A 21,918-nucleotide genomic window follows, 5' to 3' on the forward strand; every position below is an offset into this window, starting at 1 on the left:
CATGAGTACCCCGCCCAAACGAACTACTCAGCCCAAGGCCTGACCCCATGCCCAAACCCGCTGACCGTATTCCGCCCTTGCCGCGCATTCACGCTGTCGACCCCCGGGAGTCGGAGCAGAGCTGGGAAAGCGCGCCGCAGCTGCTCGCCGCACTCAACGGTGCGCGGTTGGGGGCCTGGTATTGGGATATCGAAAGCGGGCAGATCAGCTGGTCCCGGGGGACCCAGGCCCTGTTTGGCTTCGACCCGCGCCAACCGCTGCCGGAAAACCTCGAGTACCTCGACCTGCTGCCGATCGAGGACCGGGCCAGGACCGTACGCGCCTTCCACTCGGTACTGGCTGGCGCGCCCCTGGAGCACGCCATGCATCACCGCATTCGCTGGCCTGACGGCAGCCTGCATTGGCTGGAAATCAGCGGCAGTGTCCAGCCGGACAAGCACGGCAAGCCCCGAATGATCGGGGTGATCCGCGAGATCACCCACCAGCGCCAGCGTGAAGAAGCCCTGAGCAGCTCGGAAAAACGCTTCGCCACCCTGTTTCACCTGTGCCCCAACACCGTACTGCTGAGCCGCCTGGAAGACGGCCTGATCAGCGAGGCCAACCAGTACTTCGAAAGCCAGTTCGGCTGGCCCGCCGCCCACGTGATCGGCCGCACCACCCTGGAGATCGGCCTCTGGGTCAACCCCGAGCAACGCGCCCAACTGATCAAGGCCGTGCAGAAAAAGGGCCAGACCGCGAGCCTGGAAGTCCAGTTCCGCGCCAGCAACGGGCAAATCCACGATGGCATTCTCAGCGCGCAGAAGGTCGAACTGGAAGGCAAGGCCTACCTGTTGAGCACCTTCCTCGACACCAGCGAACGCAAAAGAGCCGAACAGGCCCTCAAGGACAGCCAGGAACGCCTTGACCTGGCCCTGGACTCGGCGCAATTGGGCACCTGGGACTGGCACATTCCCAGCGGCATGCTCTACGGCTCGGCCCGTGCAGCACAATTGCACGGCCTGGAACCGGCGCCCTTTCACGAGTCCTTCGATGCCTTCTTCGAAGGTGTACCCACCGAAGAGCGCAATTCCATGCGCGATGCCTACCGCAGCCTGCGCGAGGGCCCGGCAGGCAACTACCAGTTGACCTACCGGGTGCAACTGCTGGACGGCAGCTCGCGCTACCTGGAAAGCCGGGCGCGCCTGTACCGCGACGAACAGGGCAATCCGCTGCGCATGGCCGGCACGCTACTGGACATCACTGAACAGGTGGAGCGCGAACAGCGCCTGATCACCTCGGAAGAAAAGTTCGCCAGCCTGTTCCAGGTCAGCCCAGACCCGATCTGCGTCACCTTGCGGGAAACCGGCCAGTTCATCGAGATCAACTCCAGCTTCACCCAGACCTTCGGCTGGACTCTGGAGGAGGTGATCAACCGCAGCGCCGAGCAGATCGGGCTCTGGGAAGATCCCGCCCCGCGCCTGCGACGGATCGAGCAAGTGATTCGTGAACAGGCACTGAACAACGTGGCGGTGGTGGTCAACCACAAGGACGGCCAGCCCCTGACCTGCATCATTTCCAGCCGCCAGATCACTGTCGACAAGCAACTGTGCATCGTCACCACGCTGCGGGACATCACCCAGCAACAGCGCTCGGAAGCCGCCCTCAAGGCCAGCGAGGAGAAGTTCGCCAAGGCCTTCCACTCCAGCCCCGACGCCATCACCATCACCGAGCGTGACACCGGGCGCTACCTGGAGGTCAACGACGGCTTCTGCCGCCTGACCGGCTATCGCACCGATGAAGTGATCGGCCGCACCATGTATGAAATTGGCATCTGGGCCGAAGAGGCCCAACTTTCCACGTTGCTGGCCGAGCTCAAGCTCAAGGGCCGGGTGCATCACCTGGAGATGCTGGGGCGCAACAAGCGCGGGGAAATCCTCACCCTAGAAGCCTCGGTCGAACCGATCACCCTCAATGAAACCCCGTGCCTGCTGCTCACCGCACGGGATGTCAGCCTGCTGAAGAACGCCCAGGCGCAGATCCGCCACCTGGCCTACCACGACCCCCTGACCAACCTGCCCAACCGCGCCCTGCTGATGGACCGCCTGAGCCAGCAGATTGCCCTGCTCAAGCGCCACAACCTGCGGGGCGCCCTGCTGTTCCTCGACCTCGACCACTTCAAGCACATCAACGACTCCCTTGGTCACCCGGTGGGCGACACGGTACTGAAGATCATCACGGCGCGGCTGGAGGCCAGCGTGCGCATGGAAGACACCGTGGCCCGCCTGGGCGGCGATGAATTCGTGGTGCTGCTGAGCGGCCTGGAAGGTTCGCGCAACGAAGTCAGCGACCAGGTCCGGCAACTGGCCGGCACCTTGCGCGAGCTGCTCTCGGAGCCCATGTTCCTCGACGGCCAGCGCCTGCAGGTCACCCCCAGCATCGGCGTAGCACTGATTCCCGATCACGGCTCGACCCCCACCGACCTGCTCAAGCGCGCCGACATCGCCCTCTATCGGGCCAAGGATTCGGGGCGCAACACCACGCAGATGTTCCACAACACCATGCAGAAAGCCGCCAGCGAGCGCCTGCGCATGGAAACCGACTTGCGCCTGGCCTTGTCTCGCGGCGAATTCAGTGTGCACTTCCAGCCCCAGGTGGACGCCCGCGACAACCGCATCGTCGGCGCCGAAGCCCTGGTTCGCTGGCAGCATCCGGAGCTGGGCGCCCAGTCACCCACCGAGTTCATCAAGGTGCTGGAGGACAGCGGGTTGATTCTCGAAGTAGGCACCTGGATTCTCGACGAAGCCTGCCTGGCCTTCAGCCAATTGATCGATCAGCAACTGGTGGACCCTCATCACTTCAGCCTGTGCGTCAACATCAGCCCGCGGCAGTTCCGCCAGAACGATTTTGTCGAACGAATCGAGCACAGCCTGACCGCCTACGCCCTGCCCTCGTCCCTGCTGAAACTGGAGATCACCGAGGGCATCGTGATCCAGAACCTGGACGACACCATCAGCAAGATGCGCCGACTGAAAAAGCTCGGGGTCAGCTTCGCCATGGATGATTTTGGCACTGGCTACTCCTCGCTGACCTACCTCAAGCGCCTGCCGGTGGACACCTTGAAGATCGACCAGTCTTTCGTCCGCGATGCGACCCACGACCCCAACGATGCGGAAATCATCCGGGCGATTGTCGCCATGGCCCGCAGCCTGGACCTGAAGGTGATTGCCGAGGGGGTGGAAACCCCGCAGCAACTGGAGTTCCTGCAAGGACTGGAGTGCCACCTGTACCAGGGATACCTGCACAGCCGGCCCCTGCCCCTGAGCGAGTTCAAGAAACTGCTGGAATGACAGGCACAAAAAAGGGCGCCACCAGGGCGCCCTTTTTCATGCAGCGGTCTTAGTGTTGCAGAGCCTGCTGCTGCGCACCGTTGATGGCGATGCGCTTAGGCTTGGCCTCTTCCGGCACGACCCGCAGCAAGTCGATACTCAGCAGACCGTTGCTCAGGCCGGCAGCCTTGACCTCGATATGGTCGGCCAGGCGGAAGGACAGCTTGAATGCACGCTGGGCAATGCCCTGGTGCAGGTAGGTCACACTGTCATTGGCGTCGCGCTTGCCACCGCTCACGGTCAACACACCTTTCTCCACTTGCAGCTCCAGGTCTTCTTCCTGGAAGCCGGCAGCGGCGATGACGATGCGGTATTGATCGTCGGCGTGCTTCTCAACGTTGTAGGGTGGGTAGCTGCTGCCAGGCTCGTTGCGCAGTGCCGATTCGAACAGATCGTTGAAACGGTCGAAGCCGACAGAGGAACGGAACAGTGGAGCCAGGGAAAATGCAGTACTCATGGGTCTATCTCCTGATATTCAGCGAGTGGTTGTCTACGCGACCCGAATTCGGCATCGCGTACCCAAGAGATAAGGATCGACCCTGGTATTTCAAGAGAGGCCCGCTGAATTTTTTAAGCGGCTTCCGGCTGGGGCATACCCAACAGGCGACCGACCTGATCCAGATCGGTTTCCCGGCGCAGGGCGGTAAACAGCTCGACCGCTTCCGGGTAATTGCGGGTCAGCATTGCCAGCCACTGCTTCAAGCGCCCAGGTGCCGAGCGCGGGGTCAACTGCACCACCACCTGGGCCCAGAAGTCTTGCAGCATGGGCTGCAAATCAGCCCAGGACATTGCCATCACTTCTTCACCGGCCCGGGCTGCGGCAATCTGCCGGGCAAGGTCCGGGCGCGAGACCAGGCCGCGCCCCAGCATGATGTCCTCGACGCCACTGATTTCCCGGCAGCGCCGCCAATCCTCGACGCTCCAGATATCACCGTTGGCGAACACCGGCACCTTGACCACCTCTTGCACCCGGGGAATCCACTCCCAGTGGGCCGGTGGCTTGTAGCCGTCGACCTTGGTCCGTGCGTGCACAACGATGTGCTCGGCGCCGCCCTCGGCCAGCGCCGTGGCGCACACCAGCGAGCCGTCCGGACTGTCGAAGCCCAGGCGCATCTTCGCCGTGACCGGGATATGCGCCGGCACCGCCCGCCGTACGTGCTCGACGATCTGGTTGAGCAGCTCGGGCTCCTTTAGCAGCACCGCGCCACCTCGGGACTTGTTGACAGTCTTGGCCGGGCAGCCGAAATTCAGGTCGATGACCTCGCTGCCCAGCTCGCAGGCCAACGCCGCGTTCTCGGCCAGGCACACCGGATCGGAGCCCAGCAACTGCACCCGCAGCGGCACACCGGCAGCAGTCTGCGCGCCCCGCAGCAGTTCGGGAGCGAGCTTGTGGAAATAGGCAGGCGTGAGCAGGCGATCATTGACCCGGATGAACTCGGTGACACACCAGTCAATCCCGCCAACATGTGTCAGTACATCCCGCAGGATGTTGTCGACCAACCCCTCCATGGGCGCCAAGGCAATTTGCATGAAACACACTCAATGAAAAACACGGGCGAAAAAACGGGCGCCAGTCTACTGGGTTTCGCCCGCTAGCAGGGATTTTGCAGGTTGCGGCCGGTCGGCCAACAGGCCCGCGATCCAGGCGCCCCCTCGTCTCAGAGGCAGCGCAGCCTGGCTCTGCGCAAGGGCAGGAAAATTATTCAGGGGACTGCAGGGCCGGACCATAGCCTTCAAGGAATTCGGCAGGCATGCGTTTGGGCTTGCCGGTAGACAGTTCGATGCAGACAAAGGTGGTCTGCGCCCGTAACAGCGTCGTGCCATCGCTCGGGCGGACCAGCTGGAAGCGCCGGGTCATCTTCAAGCGCTGGTCCCAATCGACAATCCAGGTCGCCAGTTGCAACTCATCCCCTTCATACCCCGCCGCCAGGTAGTCGATCTCGTGACGCACCACCGCCATCGCTCGATCCAGACGACGATATTCTGCCAGGTCCAGCCCCAGGCGCTGCGAATGCCGCCAGGCGCAACGCTCCAACCAGGTCACGTAGACCGCGTTGTTGGCGTGCCCCAGGCCATCGATATCCTCGGCTGCCACCTGCAGGTCGATAGTGAATGGCGTTGCCAGATCCCAACTCATGCCCAACTCCCGGTCAGATTTTTTTGACCGGGGCAGTGTAACGGATGCTCAGGCCGATTGGCGTGCTTGCAGATGCCGGCCGCTGACCAGAGCGACCACGGCATCAACCACCCGAGGATCGGCCAGCACTCGCTGATGCCCTCCGTCGCTCAAGCGCAGCAGGCGACTGTCGAACCAGGCCTGATGGATCACTTCCGACTCCCTGACCGGGACAAACCGATCGTCTTCGGCGTGCACGATCAAGCCGGGCATTTCCAACTGATACTGGTCCACGTCCAGCGTCGCAGCACGCATCCCCACCTCTTTCTCCACCTGGCGGATAAACGCCGAACGGGCCTTGGGCGGCAAGCGCATAGAGCGGGCAAAACCTCGCAGTACGCCCAGGATTCGGGCAGGAGCCGCAATGCTAACCAGGGTTTCGGTACGCAGCCCCAACTGCACCGCCAGCATGGCACTGGCGCCGCCCATGGAGTGACCGATCACGCTCCGCAAGGGCGGCAACTCTGCCGCGGCCTCCAGCATGGCCCGGGCAAACAGCACCACATTGGCCTCATCCCCGGGAGACCGGCCATGGGCAGGTCCGTCCAGCGCCACCGCGGTATAGCCGGCCGCTACCAGCGCCTGGATCAGGCTGGCGAACTGCGTCGGACGCCCTTCCCAACCATGCATCAAGAGCACTGTCAGCCCCTGCCCCCAGCGCAGGGCCGAGAGCCCGAAACGCAGGGTGAGGCGCTCGGCACTCTCGAGCAGCGGCAACTCCCAGTCTCGAGGAGGAAGCTCGCGCGGTGTCATGAACAGTTGGCGCATCCGATTCGCCGCCCAGTGGGGGGCCACCCAGCCCAGGGTGCCATTGACGCCACGAATCCAATTCAATCCGCTCATCACCCGCTACCTCGCCATTGAACGCCCGATCAAAGAACTGCCGACTTGGCAGCCCGCAGCAAACGATCGGACAACTCGCCCGGCCCCAGGGCTCGCGCCAGGGACAGCCCGCCGACCATCAAGGCCATGTCCGCCAGGGCCTTGTCCGTATCCTCGGGACTTGCGGCCAATTGCGCGACCATCAACTCCATATGCTCGCTCAAGGCGTGACGGAATGTCTCCGGCAAACGACCCAGCTCACCGACAGACGCAGGAATCGGACAAGCCTGCTCAGTGGAATCACGGTGCTTGCGAGACAGATAAAATGCCGCCGTCAACGCCCGACGCTCTTCACCGCTCAGGGTCGAGTCCATTTCATCCAGCAGGCCACGACGATGGGCCAGCAGTTGAGTGAAGGCCTCAAGCATCAGCGCGTCCTTGCTCTCGAAGTGCGCATAGAAGCCGCCGACCGTCAGCCCGGCAGCCCCCATCACCTCACCGACACTCGGCTCGGCCGGGCCACGCTGGATCAGTGCGGAACTGGCAGCCTGAAGTATCCGTTCGCGGGTTTGAGCTTTTTTATCGTTCATCATCACCTCCGAATATTACGGACAAAATATTATTCCCATAATAATTTTCCGCAAGCCGCCAGTGCGACCGTCGGTCAGAAGCGCAGGCGGAGGAAGAAAGGGAGAATTGGCTGAACGCCAGACAAACAAAAGGGCCATTCAATAATCGAATGACCCTTATAAATCCCGCAGAGCGGGTAAACGTGGCGTCCCCTAGGGGACTCGAACCCCTGTTACCGCCGTGAAAGGGCGGTGTCCTAGGCCACTAGACGAAGGGGACACAAACCTTCTGACAGCTGATCAGTGCTGAGTACTGATCGATTCAAGGCCGGTGTGGCCAGGCCTTGAACTGTGATTTGGTGGAGCTAGACGGGATCGAACCGTCGACCTCTTGCATGCCATGCAAGCGCTCTCCCAGCTGAGCTATAGCCCCGGATTTTCGCCTCGCGGCGCAGCGATATCTTGCAACATCGCTTGTGTGAAACTGGCGTCCCCTAGGGGACTCGAACCCCTGTTACCGCCGTGAAAGGGCGGTGTCCTAGGCCACTAGACGAAGGGGACGCAAACCCTTCTGTACAACTGATCAGTGCTGAGTACTGATCGATTCAAGGCCGGTGTGGCCAGGCCTTGAACTGTAAATTGGTGGAGCTAGACGGGATCGAACCGTCGACCTCTTGCATGCCATGCAAGCGCTCTCCCAGCTGAGCTATAGCCCCGGATTTTCGCCTCGCGGCGCAGCGACATCTTGCAACATCGCTTGTGTGAAACTGGCGTCCCCTAGGGGACTCGAACCCCTGTTACCGCCGTGAAAGGGCGGTGTCCTAGGCCACTAGACGAAGGGGACGCAAACCCTTCTGTACAACTGATCAGTGCTGAGTACTGATCGATTCAAGGCCGGTGTGGCCAGGCCCTGAACTGTAAATTGGTGGAGCTAGACGGGATCGAACCGTCGACCTCTTGCATGCCATGCAAGCGCTCTCCCAGCTGAGCTATAGCCCCTCGTCGGTGAGGACGGGGCGAATCTTAAGGGGCGATCGGGAGGCTGTCAATTTTTTTTGCGCTTTTTGGAAAAAAATTTGCCGGGATAACAATCACTTACCGCCCCGCCCGGAAAACCCGGGGTTTTGCGGCTCTCTGCGCCTGCGGCGAGTTGCACAAAACACTCGCCGCAAGCCTCAAAGAACCATCAGAAGCCGCAATCAACCCGCCTGGCGCTTGAGTTTCAAGCGTAGTCGAAAAGCTCACCGCCCCTGTCGGTTCCCCTTCGGCAAAAACGCCTCAGGCGATGGCGCCGAGGAGTTTTTCCCATTCCTTGTTTTCTTTCTTCGACACACCACCCAGCAGATCGATGGCCTGGCGCAGACGGAAACGGGTCAGGTCCGGACCGAGGATTTCCATGGCATCGAGCACCGACACCGAACTGGCCTGGCCAGTAATGGCAGCAAACATCAGCGGCATGGCATCGCGCAGTTTCAGCTCCAGAGACTCGACCACCGCCTGGATGGTCGCGGTGATGCTGTCTTTCTCCCACTGACGCAGGCTTTCGAGCTTCCACAGGATCAATTGCATCAGCTGACGCACCTGATCGCCGGACAGCTTCTTGGACTCGAACAGCTTGGCATCCGGGTTCACGCCACCGGCGAAGAAGAAGCCGGCCAAGGGTGCGATCTGGCTGAAGGTCTCGACCCGGCCCTGTACGTGCGGTGCGATCTTCATCATGTATTCGGGGTTCAGCGCCCAGGTTTGCACCCGGCTGGCGAACTCTTCCACCGGCAGGTCACGCAGCCACTGGCCGTTGAGCCAGGAAAGCTTCTCGATATCAAAAATCGGACCGCCCAGGGAAACCCGCGACAAGTCGAAGTTGTCGACCATTTCCTGCAGCGAGAACTTCTCGCGCTCATCCGGCATCGACCAGCCCATGCGGCCCAGGTAGTTGAGCATGGCTTCAGGCATGAAGCCCATGCGCTCGTAGAAGGTCACCGAGGTCGGGTTCTTGCGCTTGGACAGCTTGCTCTTGTCCGGGTTGCGCAGCAGCGGCATGTAGCACAGCTGCGGTTGCTCCCAGCCGAAGTATTCGTACAGCAGGATCAGTTTCGGCGCCGACGGCAGCCACTCTTCGCCGCGCAGTACGTGGGTGATGCCCATCAGATGGTCGTCGACCACGTTGGCCAGGAAGTAGGTCGGCAGGCCATCGGTCTTCATCAGGACCTGCATGTCCATGCGATCCCAGGGGATTTCGACATCGCCGCGCAGCAGGTCCGGCACCACACAGACACCTTCGGTAGGCACCTTCATGCGGATCACGTGAGGCTCACCTGCCGCCAGGCGCTGGGCCACTTCTTCCTTGGACAGCAGCAAGGCACGACCGTCGTAGCGCGGGGTTTCGCCGCGAGCCATCTGCTCGGCACGCATCTGGTCCAGCTCCTCAGCGGTGCAGAAGCACGGGAAGGCATGCCCCAGATCCACCAACTGCTGGGCATACTTCTGGTAGATGTCGCCACGCTCGCTCTGGCGATACGGACCGTGCGGACCACCCACATCCGGGCCTTCGCTCCAGTTGATGCCCAGCCAGCGCAAGGCATCGAAGATCTGCTGCTCGGACTCACGGGTCGAACGCAACTGGTCGGTGTCTTCGATACGCAGGATGAACTCACCGCCATGCTGCTTGGCAAAGCAATAGTTGAACAAAGCGATGTAAGCGGTACCTACGTGGGGATCCCCGGTAGGCGATGGCGCGATGCGCGTGCGGACGGTGGTCATGGCATGTCTCGAAAAGAATAGAAAAGCGAAGAATAAAACAGGGGGCGAATGGTAACAGGCGACACCAGCCCGGCTCCAGTAAGGAGGGCATTTAAGCCAAGGTCGCGACTTCGAGGCGCTGCGCGCGCCAGGAATGGCCAATAATCAATACGGACCATTTACCACCCGGGAGCTATATGCCAGATTCGCCCGCTGATAAATCTCCTTACACTTTATTGGCTACAACCTGCCCATGCCTGCCCAACTCAAGCGCCGCCTGTTCACCTTCCTGTCCCTGGTCCTGTTGATCGCCCTGGGGTTCCTGGCCCATTGGTGGTTCCACGGACGCTTTTATGAAACCACCGACAACGCCTACGTCCAGGGCGAGATCACCCGAGTCTCCAGCCAGTTGAGCGCCCGCATAGATGAGGTGCTGGTACAGGACAACCAGCATGTAGAGAAAGGCCAATTGCTGGTGCGCCTGGAAGGCGAGGACTTCCAGCTGGCCGTGGACCGCGCCCAGGCAGCCCTGGCCACCCGGGAGGCCGAACGCCTGCAGGCCCAGAGCAAACTGACCCAGCAAGCCAGCCTGATTGCCGCCAGCGAAGCCCAAGTGGCCTCAAGCCAGGCCAGTCTCGGCCGCTCGCAGATCGATCTGTCCCGGGCACAGACCCTGCGCAAGCCCGGATACGTTTCCGAAGAACGGGTCACCACCCTCTCCGCCGACAACCATATCGCCCGCTCGCAAGTAGCCAAGGCCCAGGCCGACCTGCAAGGGCAGCGCCAGCAGGTCAACGCCCTGAGCGCCGAGATCAAGCGCCTTGATGCGCAGATTGCCAACGCTCGGGCCGACCTGGCCCAGGTCCAGCTGAATCTCACCCGCAGCGCGATCCACGCCCCCATCAGCGGCCTCATCGGCCAGCGCGCCGCACGCAACGGCCAGGTAGTCCAGGCCGGTGCCTATCTGCTGTCGATCGTCCCCGACCAGGACATTTGGGTCCAGGCCAACTTCAAGGAAACCCAGATCGGCCACATGCAGCCCGGGCAGCAGGCCGAGCTGACCTTCGATGCCTACGGCGACACGCCGATCCAGGCCCGGGTCGAGAGCCTGTTCGCCGCCTCGGGCGCGCAGTTCAGCCTGCTGCCGCCAGACAACGCCACCGGCAACTTCACCAAAGTGGTACAGCGTATCCCGGTCAAGCTGACCTTCGCCGCCGACAACCCGCTGCAGGGCAAGATTCGCCCGGGCATGTCCGTGACCGTCAAGGTCAACGTCAAAGACCCAGTCGATGGCCGGTGATCAACTGCTGCGCCCGGAGGGAGAGCCCACCCGGCGCGACTGGATCGCAGTGATGAGCGCCATGCTCGGCGCGTTCATGGCGGTGCTGGATATCCAGATCACCAACTCTTCGCTCAAGGACATCCAGGGCGCACTCTCCGCCACCCTGGAGGAAGGCTCGTGGATCTCCACCTCCTACCTGGTGGCGGAAATCATCATGATCCCCCTCACCGCGTGGCTGGTGCAGTTGCTCTCGGCACGCCGGCTGGCGGTCTGGGTCTCGGTGGGTTTCCTGATTGCCTCCCTGCTCTGCTCCATGGCCTGGAGCCTGGAAAGCATGATCGTGTTCCGCGCCCTGCAAGGCTTCACCGGTGGTGCGCTGATCCCCCTGGCGTTCACCCTGACCCTGATCAAGCTCCCCGAGCATCACCGAGCCAAAGGCATGGCGATGTTCGCCATGACCGCCACCTTCGCCCCCTCCATCGGCCCCACCATCGGCGGCTGGCTGACGGAGAACTGGGGCTGGGAATACATCTTCTATATCAACGTGCCGCCGGGCCTGCTGATGATTGCCGGCCTGCTCTACGGCCTGGAAAAGAAGGAAGCCCACTGGGAGCTGCTGAAAAGCACCGACTACGCTGGCATTCTCACCCTCGGACTGGGGCTGGGCTGCCTGCAGGTGTTTCTTGAAGAGGGCCACCGCAAGGACTGGCTGGAATCGAGCCTGATCGTGAGCCTGGGCAGCATTGCCCTGCTCAGCCTGATCACTTTTGTGATCGTGCAGGTATCCAGGCCCAACCCGCTGATCAACCTGGGCATCCTGCGCAATCGCAACTGCGGCCTGTCGAGCATCTCCAGCCTGGGCATGGGGGTCGGCCTGTATGGCTCGATCTATCTGCTGCCGCTGTACCTGGCACAGATCCAGAACTACAACGCCCTGCAGATCGGCGAAGTCATCATGTGGATGGGGGTGCCGCAGTTGTTCCTGATCCCCCTGGTGCCCAAGCTGATGCAGTTCATTTCACCAAAGTGGCTGTGCACCCTGGGTTTTGGTCTGTTCGGGCTGGCGAGCTTCTCTTCCGGGGTGCTCAACCCGGACTTCGCCGGGCCGCAGTTCAACCAGATCCAGATCATCCGCGCCCTCGGCCAGCCGCTGATCATGGTCACCATCTCGCTGATCGCCACGGCTTATATACAACCCCAGGACGCAGGATCGGCCTCCAGCCTGTTCAACATCCTGCGCAACCTCGGCGGTGCGATCGGCATCGCCTTGCTGGCGACCCTGCTGGACGCCCGGACCAAGACCTATTTCGACTACCTGCGCGAAGCCGTGGTGCCGAGCAACCCGCAGGTGGCGGAACGCCTGGCCGCACTGACCGAGAAATTCGGCAGCGAAACCGCGGCCCTGGGCAAGCTCAGTGAGATCACCCACCAGCAGGCGCAGATCATGGCCTACAACGACGCCTTCCATTTTGTCGGGATTGCCTTGGGGGTCAGCATGCTGGCTATCCTGCTGACCAAGGCCCTGCCCAAAGGCTTGAAGGCCGGCGAAGCTCACTGACCTGAAGTTGCCAGGTGTGGGAGCTGGCTCGCCAGCGAAGAGGCCACCACCCCTTGCACAGGACTTGAGGACCTCTTCGCCGGCGAGCCGGCTCCTACGGGATGGGCGAGATCAGAGGGTCAGCAGGCGCTCGCGCAACTTGCTGATCTCGTCACGCATCTGCGCTGCCGCTTCGAACTCAAGGTCGCGGGCAAGCTGGTACATCTTCTCTTCAAGCTGGCGAATACGCTTGGTGATCTCGCTCGGCGAACGCAATTCGTTTTCGTAGCGGGCGTTTTCCTCGGCGGCCTTGGCCATGCCCTTGCGCTTCTTGCTGCGCGAGCCCGGCACGGTGGCGCCTTCCATGATGTCGGCGACATCCTTGAACACGCCCTTGGGGGTGATGCCGTTGGCCAGGTTAAAGGCGATCTGCTTGTCGCGGCGACGCTCGGTTTCGCCGATCGCCCGCTCCATCGAACCGGTGATGCGGTCGGCATAGAGAATCGCCCGGCCATTGAGGTTACGCGCGGCCCGGCCGATGGTCTGGATCAACGAACGTTCGGAACGCAGGAAACCTTCCTTGTCGGCGTCGAGAATCGCCACCAGGGACACCTCCGGCATGTCCAGACCTTCGCGCAGCAGGTTGATCCCCACCAGCACGTCGAATGTCCCCAGACGCAGGTCGCGGATGATTTCCACCCGCTCCACGGTGTCGATGTCCGAGTGCAGGTAGCGCACCCGCACGCCGTGGTCGGCCAGGTAATCGGTGAGGTCTTCGGCCATGCGCTTGGTCAGGGTAGTGACCAGCACTCGCTCTTCCACTGCAACCCGCTTGGTGATTTCCGACAGCAGGTCGTCCACCTGGGTCAGGGCCGGGCGCACTTCCACTTGCGGGTCCACCAGCCCGGTGGGGCGCACCACCTGCTCCACCACGCGGCCGGCGTGCTCGGCTTCATAGTTGCCCGGAGTGGCGGAAACGAAGATGGTCTGTGGACTCACCCCTTCCCACTCGTCAAAACGCATTGGCCGGTTATCCAGAGCCGATGGCAGGCGGAAGCCGTACTCAACCAGGGTTTCCTTGCGCGAGCGGTCGCCCTTATACATGGCGCCGACCTGGGGCACGCTGACGTGGGATTCGTCGATCACCAGCAAGGCATCCGCCGGCAGGTAGTCGTACAAGGTAGGTGGCGCGGCGCCAGCGGGACGCCCCGAAAGGTAGCGCGAGTAGTTCTCGATGCCGTTGCAGTAGCCCAGTTCGAGGATCATCTCCAGATCGAAACGGGTGCGCTGCTCCAGGCGCTGGGCTTCCACCAGCTTGTTGTTGGAACGCAGGTACTCCAGGCGTTCCTGCAACTCCACCTTGATCCCTTCGATGGCATCCAGCAGGGTTTCCCGCGGGGTCACGTAGTGGCTCTTGGGGTAGAAGGTGAAGCGCGGCAGTTTGCGGATCACTTCGCCGGTCAGCGGATCGAAGGCACTGATGCTTTCCACCTCGTCGTCGAACAGCTCGATGCGGATCGCTTCCAGGTCCGATTCCGCCGGATAGATGTCGATCACGTCGCCACGCACGCGGAAGGTGGCGCGGGCAAAGTCCATGTCGTTGCGGGTGTACTGCAAGTCCGCCAGGCGGCGCAGCAAGGCGCGCTGGTCGAGCTTGTCGCCACGGTCCACGTGCAGGACCATCTTCAGGTAGGTTTCCGGGCTGCCCAGGCCATAGATGCAGGACACCGTGGTAACGATGATGGCGTCCTTGCGCTCCAGCAGCGCCTTGGTCGCAGACAGGCGCATCTGCTCGATATGGTCGTTGATCGAGGCGTCCTTCTCGATGAAGGTATCGGACGACGGCACATAGGCCTCGGGCTGGTAGTAGTCGTAGTAGGAAACGAAGTACTCCACCGCATTGTTCGGGAAGAACGCCTTGAACTCGCCGTACAACTGCGCCGCCAGGGTCTTGTTCGGTGCCAGTACCAGGGTCGGGCGCTGCACCTGGGCGATCACGTTGGCGATACTGAAGGTCTTGCCCGAGCCGGTTACGCCGAGCAAGGTCTGGTGCGCCAGCCCGGCCTCGATGCCTTCGACCATCAGGCGGATGGCTTCCGGCTGGTCGCCGGCGGGCTGGAAGCGGGTGACAAGCTGGAATTCAGACATAACGTACCTCTGGGATCATTCCTGCGCGGCGGGACCGGACAGCAACGAGAAAGACCGCGCACGACCCATGTCGCCGAGGAAAAAAACGGGAATATCCATGATGTGGAGCCAAATACCACAGCTTTCAAGGTAAAGGCCTGACAACCGCCATTCACCTGTTTATTGCAATAAGACTAACGGTCGAAAAATAAAGCGAAAAACTTGTCGCAAAAGGTCATTAGCCTGTCGCCCCCCGCGATGATGGCCTCTATACTAGCTCCCCGTTTGTGCACCGCTCTAGTGCATTCGGCTGGAGCGCGACACGTCCCTCCACACTCCATTCAGAGCCGCCGTAAAAATGAGCCTGTTCTCCGCTGTCGAAATGGCACCACGCGATCCAATCCTGGGCCTCAACGAAGCATTCAACGCCGACACCCGTACCAACAAGGTCAACCTTGGGGTGGGCGTGTACTGCAACGAGGAGGGACGCATTCCACTCCTGCGCGCCGTTGTCGAAGCCGAGACGATTCGCGCCGCCCAACACGCTTCCCGTGGCTACCTGCCGATCGACGGCATCGCCGCCTACGACCAGGCGGTACAGAAGCTGCTGTTCGGCAACGACTCGCCATTGCTGGCCGCTGGCCGCGTGGTCACCACCCAGGCCGTGGGCGGCACCGGCGCACTGAAGATCGGTGCCGACTTCCTCAAGCAACTACTGCCCAACGCCGTAGTGGCCATCAGTGACCCGAGCTGGGAAAACCACCGCGCGCTGTTCGAAACCGCCGGCTTCCCGGTGCAGAACTACCGCTATTACGACGCCGCCACCCACGACGTGAACCGTGCCGGCCTGCTGGAGGACCTCAACGCCCTGCCAGCCCAGTCGATCGTGGTGCTGCACGCCTGCTGCCACAACCCGACCGGTGTCGACCTGAGCCCAGAGGACTGGAAAAACGTCCTGGACGTGGTCAAGGCAAAAAACCTGGTGCCATTCCTCGACATGGCCTACCAGGGCTTTGGCGCCGGCATCGACGAAGACGCCGCAGCGGTGCGCCTGTTCGCCGAATCGGGCCTGACCTTCTTCGTATCCAGCTCCTTCTCCAAGTCGTTCTCGCTGTACGGCGAACGTGTAGGCGCACTGTCCATCGTCAGCAGCTCGAAAGAAGAAAGTGCCCGCGTGCTGTCCCAGGTCAAGCGCGTGATCCGCACCAACTATTCGAACCCGCCAACCCACGGTGCAACCATCGTTGCCGCCGTGCTGAACAGCCCGGAACTGCGCGCCCAGTGGGAGCAGGAACTGGCAGAAATGCGCCTGCGGATCCGTGGCATGCGCACCCAGATGGTCGACCTGCTGGCCAAGGGCGCGCCAGCGCACGACTTCAGCTTCGTCGGCCGCCAGTGCGGCATGTTCTCCTACTCCGGCCTGACCGTTGAGCAAGTCACCCGCCTGCGCAACGAGTTCGGCATCTATGCCCTGGACACCGGCCGCATCTGCGTTGCCGCGCTGAACCAGAACAACATCGACGTGGTGACCAAGGCCATCCTCCAGGTGATCTGATTCACAGCCGTCGCAAAAAAGGGGAAGCCGCCAGGCTTCCCCTTTTTTATGCTCACAATTCTGTTGATCGCGGCCGCCCTCGCACCCGCTAGACTGTGACCTTGCCTCCAGCTGAACGAGACCTCCAATGAAAGACGATGACCTGCGGGCTGACCGCGATGAACTGGAGCACTACCTGCCCCGCACGCAGAAACGCCAGAAGAGCCTGGTGCTGCAAATTGCCCTCGGGGTATTTCTCGGCGGGCTGGCGCTGTGGCTGGTGCAACTGGCCGCCACTTCGCTGATGGCCAAACTCATGCTCGGAACCCTGACCTTCGGTGGCTGAAGCACAGGACTCAGGGCGGCAGAAAATCATTTTTTCATCGCAGCCGCTTGACTTCCCTTTTTGAATCAGTAAGATACGGCGCATTCCGCGATAGCTCAGTTGGTAGAGCAAGTGACTGTTAATCACTGGGTCCCTGGTTCGAGTCCAGGTCGTGGAGCCATATTCCTACACTGATTTGCCTTTCGTCCTATAAGAGCGCCCTGCTCTTTCAGCAAACCAGTTCCAGCACTACCCCCACTTCGATGACCGATCCGCCTGCCATCCTGGCCTGCGGATACAGTTCGTTCTGCCTCCGAAATGCTCATTCCAAGGTCGGGTTGCTTGCCGCAAATGCCTGTCGTAGGCTGTGCGCTTGTTTTTTCAACCAGTCAGACCATGATGTTCCTGCCAGCACAGTCACCGTGCCCTTCCCCCTCGTTGAGCCCTTCGGCAACCCTGGCCGTTGCCCAGCATGACTGTGCGATCAATCGCCGGCGCCGCAGCGTCCTGTTTGCCTTCACCTTCTCTCCTCCCCGGCCCGCTCACTGATAGCGATTGAGCCCGGCACCTCGCTGAACACCTCCCGGTAGCGAAGGCCTGCCGAACAAGCCCCAGCCAACGGCGTGGGTCTCGCGTCGGCAAGCTGGCGCCTGCATGGCAATCGCTCACCCATCGGTCTGCGTGGTTACGCAGTACCTGCAATCACCGCCTTTTCAGCGCCCGTACTTCAGGCGTGAGTCTTGACCATGAACAAAGCCCTGCTAGCCGCCCTGATCCTGGGCATTTCGATTGTCGGCCTGAGCATCGGTTCGACCGTGCCGATCCTCGCCCTGCGCCTGTATCAGGCCGGCGCTTCCAACAACCAGATCGGCCTGATGTCGGCCCTGCCCGCCGCCGGCATGATGCTTTCGGCCTTCCTGGTCAACGGTATCTGCCAACGCCTGACCCGTCGGCAGATCTACCTGCTGTGCTTCGGCCTCTGTGCCCTCAGTGTCGCCGCCCTGGAATGGCCGGGGGCTGGCCTCTACAGCCTGGGCCTGGCGCGAATCGCCATGGGCCTGGGGGCGGGGCTGATCATCATTCTCGGGGAAACCTGGGTCAATGAAATGGCCGAGGACGCGACTCGCGGACGGCTGGTGGCGGTCTACACCACCTGCTTCACCTTTTTTCAACTGCTGGGCCCTGGCCTGGTGTCTCTGCTGGGCACCGAGGGGCCGGCGGTCCTGGCCATCGTCAGCATCGGCTACGCCGTGGCGATTGCCGTGGTCTGGCTGACTTTGCCCCGGCAAGATGCCCACTCGCCCCATGCCGAAAGCCGCACTTTCTCAGTGCTGGGCTTCTTTCGCATCGCCCCGGCGCTGTGCGTGGGCATCCTGTTCTTCGCCTTCTTCGACAGCGTGGTGCTGTCGCTATTTCCGGTGTACGCCGCCACCCACGGCTACAGCATCAAGCTTGCAGCGCTGATGGTGACCATCATTCTCCTGGGGGACACGGCGTTCCAGTTTCCCCTGGGCTGGCTCTCGGACAAGCTCGGCCGACCCGGCATCTACCTGGGCTGTGGCATCATCGCCCTGCTGATCGGCCTGTGCCTGCCGCTGTTGATGGCAACCCCCCAGCTGCTATGGCCAAGCCTGGTGATTCTCGGCGCAGCGGCCGGCGGTATCTATACCCTGGCTATCGTACTGATCGGACAGTCCTTCAGCGGCGCCGACCTAGTGACCGCCAACGCCAGCGCCGGATTGCTGTGGGGCATCGGCAGCCTGCTCGGGCCTCTGCTCAGCGGTGCGGCCATGAGCGGTGGCAGCTATGGCCTGCCCCTGACGTTATCGGCCGCAGCTGCCGTAGTGGTGCTCTTTGCCCTGTCCCTGGTGCGCCAGGGGCAATTGAGCAGGACCGTCGAATAATATCGGTCGCGCCCAGGACCTTTTCTCGTGGACGCGGCCCGTGAGCATTCACAGGCCGCGCCTTTGTCATTACCATCGCGCCATCCGCCTCCAGATGGACCCTTCTCGATGGATCGAATCCTGCGTCTTGTGCCCCTGTACGGGCTGCTCTCCCTGCTGCCGTTGCCAGCCCAGGCCGACGCGCCGGTGGATTGCGACACCCTCAGCGACAACGCTTCCCTGGAAGCCGGCGAATACCGCCCGCCCCTTGAGGCCAAGGTGATCGGCGAAGGGCGCCTGCACTTTCACAGCGGCCCCGATGCAGCCTGCAAGAACAACAAGCTCTATGTGATCCCCGGCGACGGCCTCACGGTGTATGCCTCCAGTGACAAGGGCTGGGCCCAGGTCATGTACATCGCCAAGGACGGTGAGGACTACACCGGCTGGGTCGAGGAAAAACGTCTGCAACTCGGTGGTCATTACGGCGGCACGCAACTGCCGGCCGAGGTCACGGCCTTCATCCAGCGCCACGAAGAATGCCTGCACTTTGCCGGCGAAGAGCCCTACGACGCCGAGCGTCGGGCAGAGCTGGAGAAAGCGGTCAACGAGGTCTGTGTCGGCCATGATCGCCAACTTGGCAGCTTGCGCGAACAGTACAAGAACGATCCCGACGCCCTGCAAGCCCTGGCGCCCCTGGAGAACCTTGAATAACCAGCCTCGAAAAAAAACCGGCGCCTTCAAGGCGCCGGTTTTGCGTGAGCCTGATGCGCAGGCTCAGTGGGTCGCTTCAGTACTGCCACGGGCGTGGCTCGACGGGGCGCCGTCCCCCGTCGGGTTCGCGACCTCTGCCAGCAAGGGCACTTCGTTGCCTTCGGCATCGTGCAGCTTGCCGCCACTGAAGTAGTCCCCTTCACGCAACAGGGCAATGTCCTGGAAGCGCAGGCTGCGCTCGGTACCAGCAACGAACACCGACTGCTGGTCGGAGTTGCCCGCGGTGAAGTGGTTGAACACCAGGTTCAGCAGGATCGCCATGATCGCCGAAGAACTGATGCCCGAATGGAAGATCGTCGCGAACCAGCTGGGGAAGTGATCGTAGAAGCTCGGTGCGGCAATCGGGATCATGCCGAAGCCAATGGAGGTGGCAACGATGATCAGGTTCATGTTGTTGCGGTAGTCGACCTTGGACAAGGTACGGATGCCGCTGGCAGCCACGGTGCCGAACAGTACGATGCCGGCACCACCGAGTACCGAGGTCGGCACGGCGGCAATCACCCGCCCCATGAATGGCAGCAGGCCGAGGATCACCAGGAACAGCCCGCCGGTGGCCACCACGAAGCGGCTCTTGATCCCCGTGACCGCCACCAGCCCGACGTTCTGGGCAAAGGCACTCTGGGTGAAGGAGCCGAAGATCGGCGCAATCATGCTCGACAGCATGTCCGCGCGCAGGCCATCGCCCAGACGCTTGGAGTCAACCTTGGTGTGGATGATCTCGCCCACCGCAAGAATGTCCGCCGAGGTTTCCACCAGGGTCACCATGACCACGATGCACATCGACAGGATGGCCGCGATATGGAAGGTCGGCATGCCGAAATGGAACGGCGTAGGCAGGCCGAACATCGGCCCCTGGGTGACACCGGAAAAATCCGCCATGCCCAGGAACAGCGCGATCACGGTACCGATGATCATGGCCAGGAGAATCGACAAGCGGGAAATGGTGGCGCTGCCGATCTTGCTCAGCAGCAACACCAGCACCAGGGTGACGGCCGCCAGGCCGATGTTCGACATGCTGCCGAAGTCCGGCGAACGACTGTTGCCTCCCATGGCCCAGCGCGCCGCTACCGGCATCAGCGTCAGGCCGATGGTGGTGATGACGATGCCGGTGACCAGTGGTGGAAAGAACTTGGTGATCCGGGAGAACACCGGAGTGATCAGCAGGCCGATCAGCGAGGCGACAATCACGGCCCCGAGAACCGACTGGAAACCGCCTTCACCACCGCTGGTGACGATCGCCACCATGGTCGATACCCCCGCGAAGGATACCCCCTGTACCAACGGCAACTTACAGCCGAAAAACGGCACGCCGAGGGTTTGCAGCAACGTTGCCAACCCCCCTGCAAACAGCGATGCGGCGATCAGCAGGCCAATCTCCGCCGGCGATAGACCGGCCGCCTGGCCGATGATCAGCGGTACTGCAACGATGCCACCGTACATGGTCAGAACGTGCTGCAGGCCGTAGGCCATATTCGCGCCAACCCCCAAATTTTCATCTTCGGGACGTTGCGGTGAAACCTGGGACGTATTCATGGTGTGCGGTTCCCTGTTTTTGTTATGCGCACACTGTATGCAAGTTCAAAGACAACTGCCCATAGAATTGTATACAGTTTATCGGTCAACCTTCAGGCCTGTTTCCTTTGCCGATTTGCCATGAAAAAGCCCTCTCGAAGCGCAGAGAATGTTGCCTTTTAGTGCATTAAGCACCATTCCAGAGCCTGCGAAAAACACTCGGCCACACATCCGTGCCTGGCCGTTTCGCCATCCCCTCTCGGAGCAAGACACCTTGAGCACAGCGAAAAAAAAGGGCCGTCCCAGGCATTGGTTCGACCCTCTATGCAGATAATGTGCCCAATCAGTTGGCTGGTACGCGGATCTTGTACACATTGGGAGCGACACGGATCCACTGGTCACTGACCAGCGGGTAGACCCGGGTCCGTGACGACAAACGCAACAATTGCGAGTTGATGTCGCCCAGGGTCTTCACATTGCCATCGCGCATATAGCTCTGCATGTTGCTGCGCAGGTTGAGGATGGTGTTCCAGGTGTCCTTGTTGTTGACGATGTACTGGGCATTGGTTTCGAAGTTCTCCCCCGGGTCGTCATTGCGGCCATTCGGACCGAGGAACAGGTTCCACGGCATCCAGGTGTAAAAGCCATGGAAGGTGTCCCAACCCAGGGGCCGTGGCGGAACGCCCGCATTGGCACGGACCACACCGCGGCCGATCTCTTCGAGCAACGTCTTGGCCTGGTCGTAGTCCGCGGCCACTGGCGGCGTGACGTTGACCCCGTTATCACGTCCGTAGCTGGTGAAACGTCCGCCAAAGCCATCCCAGAAGCCCTTCAGCTCCTTCAGATGCCCACGCTGCACCACGGACATGTAGAAGTCCCGCAACTGGTTATAGGCGATGATGTGATGCCGGCTCACCGGCACCGTGTAGGCCGGCCCGACGCCCGAGGTCTTGAGATCGGCGCTGTAGTTGTCGGACGGCGGATAGGGTGAGCCGGCCCGGGCGTCCATGCTCAGGTTGTAGTCACCGGCAGGGTTGGGGACTGCAAAGCTGTTGCTCGAGCACAGGCCAAGCAGCCCCAGCAGGCCGGCAAACAGCCCCAGACGCAGGCGTTGTAGCGGGGAGGCAAGGCTCCGGGATCCGCTTGAACGGGTTATCTTCTGCATGATTCTCTCCATAGAAAAGTGCCATTGCGGCGCTCGATTCTAGGGAGCGAAGGTCTCCGGCTTTAATCGGGAACCGCTTCCGTACCCGACCATTGCCGGCACAGAGAGCAC

At 61.8% G+C, this 21,918-nt stretch carries 16 protein-coding genes and 7 tRNA genes; 8 read left to right on the forward strand and 15 right to left on the reverse strand.

Annotation, left to right across the window (positions count from 1 at the left end; genetic code table 11):
- Window positions 1-47: 47 nt before the first annotated feature.
- Entirely contained in the window at window positions 48-3,326 is a 3,279-nt protein-coding gene (locus U873_RS0121460; protein WP_025130195.1) for an EAL domain-containing protein, read from the forward strand.
- A gap of 49 nt (window positions 3,327-3,375) precedes the next feature.
- Here U873_RS0121460 and U873_RS0121465 read toward each other — a convergent pair whose 3' ends face one another.
- From U873_RS0121465 to gltX, 12 genes are all read right to left on the reverse strand, one after another.
- Entirely contained in the window at window positions 3,376-3,822 is a 447-nt protein-coding gene (locus tag U873_RS0121465) for an Hsp20 family protein (protein ID WP_025130196.1), read from the reverse strand.
- 113 nt (window positions 3,823-3,935) lie between these two features.
- A complete protein-coding gene (locus tag U873_RS0121470; protein WP_025130197.1) occupies window positions 3,936-4,895 on the reverse strand; it encodes a tRNA-dihydrouridine synthase in 960 nt (319 codons plus the stop codon).
- 169 nt (window positions 4,896-5,064) lie between these two features.
- On the reverse strand, window positions 5,065-5,502 hold the full coding sequence (locus U873_RS0121475; protein WP_025130198.1) for a thioesterase family protein: 438 nt from the start codon (window positions 5,500-5,502) through the stop codon (window positions 5,065-5,067).
- A 48-nt stretch (window positions 5,503-5,550) separates the two neighbouring features.
- Complete coding sequence (locus U873_RS0121480) at window positions 5,551-6,384, reverse strand: alpha/beta fold hydrolase (protein ID WP_025130199.1); 834 nt, start codon at window positions 6,382-6,384, stop codon at window positions 5,551-5,553.
- A gap of 29 nt (window positions 6,385-6,413) precedes the next feature.
- Window positions 6,414-6,953, reverse strand: coding sequence for a TetR/AcrR family transcriptional regulator (locus U873_RS0121485; RefSeq protein ID WP_025130200.1), 540 nt, complete (start codon window positions 6,951-6,953; stop codon window positions 6,414-6,416).
- A gap of 183 nt (window positions 6,954-7,136) precedes the next feature.
- Window positions 7,137-7,212, reverse strand: a tRNA-Glu gene (locus tag U873_RS0121490).
- Window positions 7,213-7,289: 77 nt separating this feature from the next.
- Window positions 7,290-7,365, reverse strand: a tRNA-Ala gene (locus U873_RS0121495).
- Between the two features lie 52 nt (window positions 7,366-7,417).
- Window positions 7,418-7,493 (reverse strand) — tRNA-Glu (locus tag U873_RS0121500).
- Window positions 7,494-7,572: 79 nt separating this feature from the next.
- A tRNA-Ala gene (locus U873_RS0121505) sits at window positions 7,573-7,648 on the reverse strand.
- Window positions 7,649-7,700: 52 nt separating this feature from the next.
- Window positions 7,701-7,776 (reverse strand) — tRNA-Glu (locus U873_RS0121510).
- A gap of 79 nt (window positions 7,777-7,855) precedes the next feature.
- Window positions 7,856-7,931: transfer RNA gene (locus U873_RS0121515), tRNA-Ala, on the reverse strand.
- A gap of 279 nt (window positions 7,932-8,210) precedes the next feature.
- On the reverse strand, window positions 8,211-9,692 hold the full coding sequence (gene gltX / locus U873_RS0121520; RefSeq protein ID WP_025130201.1) for a glutamate--tRNA ligase: 1,482 nt from the start codon (window positions 9,690-9,692) through the stop codon (window positions 8,211-8,213).
- 232 nt (window positions 9,693-9,924) lie between these two features.
- Between gltX and U873_RS0121525 the strand changes: the two genes are divergently transcribed.
- On the forward strand, window positions 9,925-10,971 hold the full coding sequence (locus U873_RS0121525; protein WP_025130202.1) for an HlyD family secretion protein: 1,047 nt from the start codon (window positions 9,925-9,927) through the stop codon (window positions 10,969-10,971).
- 49 nt (window positions 10,972-11,020) lie between these two features.
- The gene (locus tag U873_RS0121530; protein ID WP_177330300.1) at window positions 11,021-12,511 is read left to right on the forward strand and encodes an MDR family MFS transporter; all 1,491 of its coding nucleotides are present in this window, start codon (window positions 11,021-11,023) and stop codon (window positions 12,509-12,511) included.
- Between the two features lie 111 nt (window positions 12,512-12,622).
- Here U873_RS0121530 and uvrB read toward each other — a convergent pair whose 3' ends face one another.
- Window positions 12,623-14,638, reverse strand: coding sequence for an excinuclease ABC subunit UvrB (gene uvrB, locus U873_RS0121535; RefSeq protein ID WP_025130204.1), 2,016 nt, complete (start codon window positions 14,636-14,638; stop codon window positions 12,623-12,625).
- 337 nt (window positions 14,639-14,975) lie between these two features.
- On the opposite strand from uvrB, the gene U873_RS0121540 reads away from it, so the two are divergent.
- The 5 genes from U873_RS0121540 to U873_RS0121560 all read left to right on the forward strand — a co-directional run bounded on the left by U873_RS0121540 (window position 14,976) and on the right by U873_RS0121560 (window position 19,070).
- Window positions 14,976-16,172, forward strand: a complete 1,197-nt coding sequence (locus U873_RS0121540; RefSeq protein WP_025130205.1) for an amino acid aminotransferase — start codon at window positions 14,976-14,978, stop codon at window positions 16,170-16,172.
- Between the two features lie 127 nt (window positions 16,173-16,299).
- Window positions 16,300-16,497 carry a hypothetical protein gene (locus U873_RS0121545; RefSeq protein ID WP_025130206.1) on the forward strand — a complete coding sequence of 66 codons (198 nt, stop codon included), beginning with the start codon at window positions 16,300-16,302 and terminating at the stop codon, window positions 16,495-16,497.
- Window positions 16,498-16,581: 84 nt separating this feature from the next.
- A tRNA-Asn gene (locus U873_RS0121550) sits at window positions 16,582-16,657 on the forward strand.
- Window positions 16,658-17,222: 565 nt separating this feature from the next.
- The gene (locus U873_RS0121555; RefSeq protein WP_025130207.1) at window positions 17,223-18,380 is read left to right on the forward strand and encodes an MFS transporter; all 1,158 of its coding nucleotides are present in this window, start codon (window positions 17,223-17,225) and stop codon (window positions 18,378-18,380) included.
- A 108-nt stretch (window positions 18,381-18,488) separates the two neighbouring features.
- Window positions 18,489-19,070, forward strand: a complete 582-nt coding sequence (locus tag U873_RS0121560; protein WP_025130208.1) for an SH3 domain-containing protein — start codon at window positions 18,489-18,491, stop codon at window positions 19,068-19,070.
- Between the two features lie 63 nt (window positions 19,071-19,133).
- On the opposite strand, the gene U873_RS0121565 is transcribed toward U873_RS0121560, so the two are convergent.
- Window positions 19,134-20,663, reverse strand: a complete 1,530-nt coding sequence (locus tag U873_RS0121565; RefSeq protein ID WP_025130209.1) for a nucleobase:cation symporter-2 family protein — start codon at window positions 20,661-20,663, stop codon at window positions 19,134-19,136.
- A 322-nt stretch (window positions 20,664-20,985) separates the two neighbouring features.
- Window positions 20,986-21,807 (reverse strand): hypothetical protein, encoded by an 822-nt coding sequence (locus tag U873_RS0121570; RefSeq protein WP_025130210.1) that lies wholly within the window; start codon window positions 21,805-21,807, stop codon window positions 20,986-20,988.
- Window positions 21,808-21,918 lie beyond the last annotated feature (111 nt).

It is taken from the genome of Pseudomonas sp. PH1b (assembly GCF_000633395.1).
GTDB lineage: Bacteria > Pseudomonadota > Gammaproteobacteria > Pseudomonadales > Pseudomonadaceae > Aquipseudomonas.

Coding starts and splice junctions, on each gene's coding strand:
- U873_RS0121485 (WP_025130200.1), bottom strand. CDS start 6,953: ATGAACGATAAAAAAGCTCAAACCCGCGAACGGATACTTCAGGCTGCC.
- U873_RS0121540 (WP_025130205.1), top strand. CDS start 14,976: ATGAGCCTGTTCTCCGCTGTCGAAATGGCACCACGCGATCCAATCCTG.
- U873_RS0121480 (WP_025130199.1), bottom strand. CDS start 6,384: ATGAGCGGATTGAATTGGATTCGTGGCGTCAATGGCACCCTGGGCTGG.
- U873_RS0121460 (WP_025130195.1), top strand. CDS start 48: ATGCCCAAACCCGCTGACCGTATTCCGCCCTTGCCGCGCATTCACGCT.
- U873_RS0121470 (WP_025130197.1), bottom strand. CDS start 4,895: ATGCAAATTGCCTTGGCGCCCATGGAGGGGTTGGTCGACAACATCCTG.
- U873_RS0121565 (WP_025130209.1), bottom strand. CDS start 20,663: ATGAATACGTCCCAGGTTTCACCGCAACGTCCCGAAGATGAAAATTTG.
- uvrB (WP_025130204.1), bottom strand. CDS start 14,638: ATGTCTGAATTCCAGCTTGTCACCCGCTTCCAGCCCGCCGGCGACCAG.
- U873_RS0121465 (WP_025130196.1), bottom strand. CDS start 3,822: ATGAGTACTGCATTTTCCCTGGCTCCACTGTTCCGTTCCTCTGTCGGC.
- U873_RS0121560 (WP_025130208.1), top strand. CDS start 18,489: ATGGATCGAATCCTGCGTCTTGTGCCCCTGTACGGGCTGCTCTCCCTG.
- U873_RS0121525 (WP_025130202.1), top strand. CDS start 9,925: ATGCCTGCCCAACTCAAGCGCCGCCTGTTCACCTTCCTGTCCCTGGTC.
- U873_RS0121570 (WP_025130210.1), bottom strand. CDS start 21,807: ATGCAGAAGATAACCCGTTCAAGCGGATCCCGGAGCCTTGCCTCCCCG.
- U873_RS0121545 (WP_025130206.1), top strand. CDS start 16,300: ATGAAAGACGATGACCTGCGGGCTGACCGCGATGAACTGGAGCACTAC.
- U873_RS0121475 (WP_025130198.1), bottom strand. CDS start 5,502: ATGAGTTGGGATCTGGCAACGCCATTCACTATCGACCTGCAGGTGGCA.
- gltX (WP_025130201.1), bottom strand. CDS start 9,692: ATGACCACCGTCCGCACGCGCATCGCGCCATCGCCTACCGGGGATCCC.
- U873_RS0121555 (WP_025130207.1), top strand. CDS start 17,223: ATGAACAAAGCCCTGCTAGCCGCCCTGATCCTGGGCATTTCGATTGTC.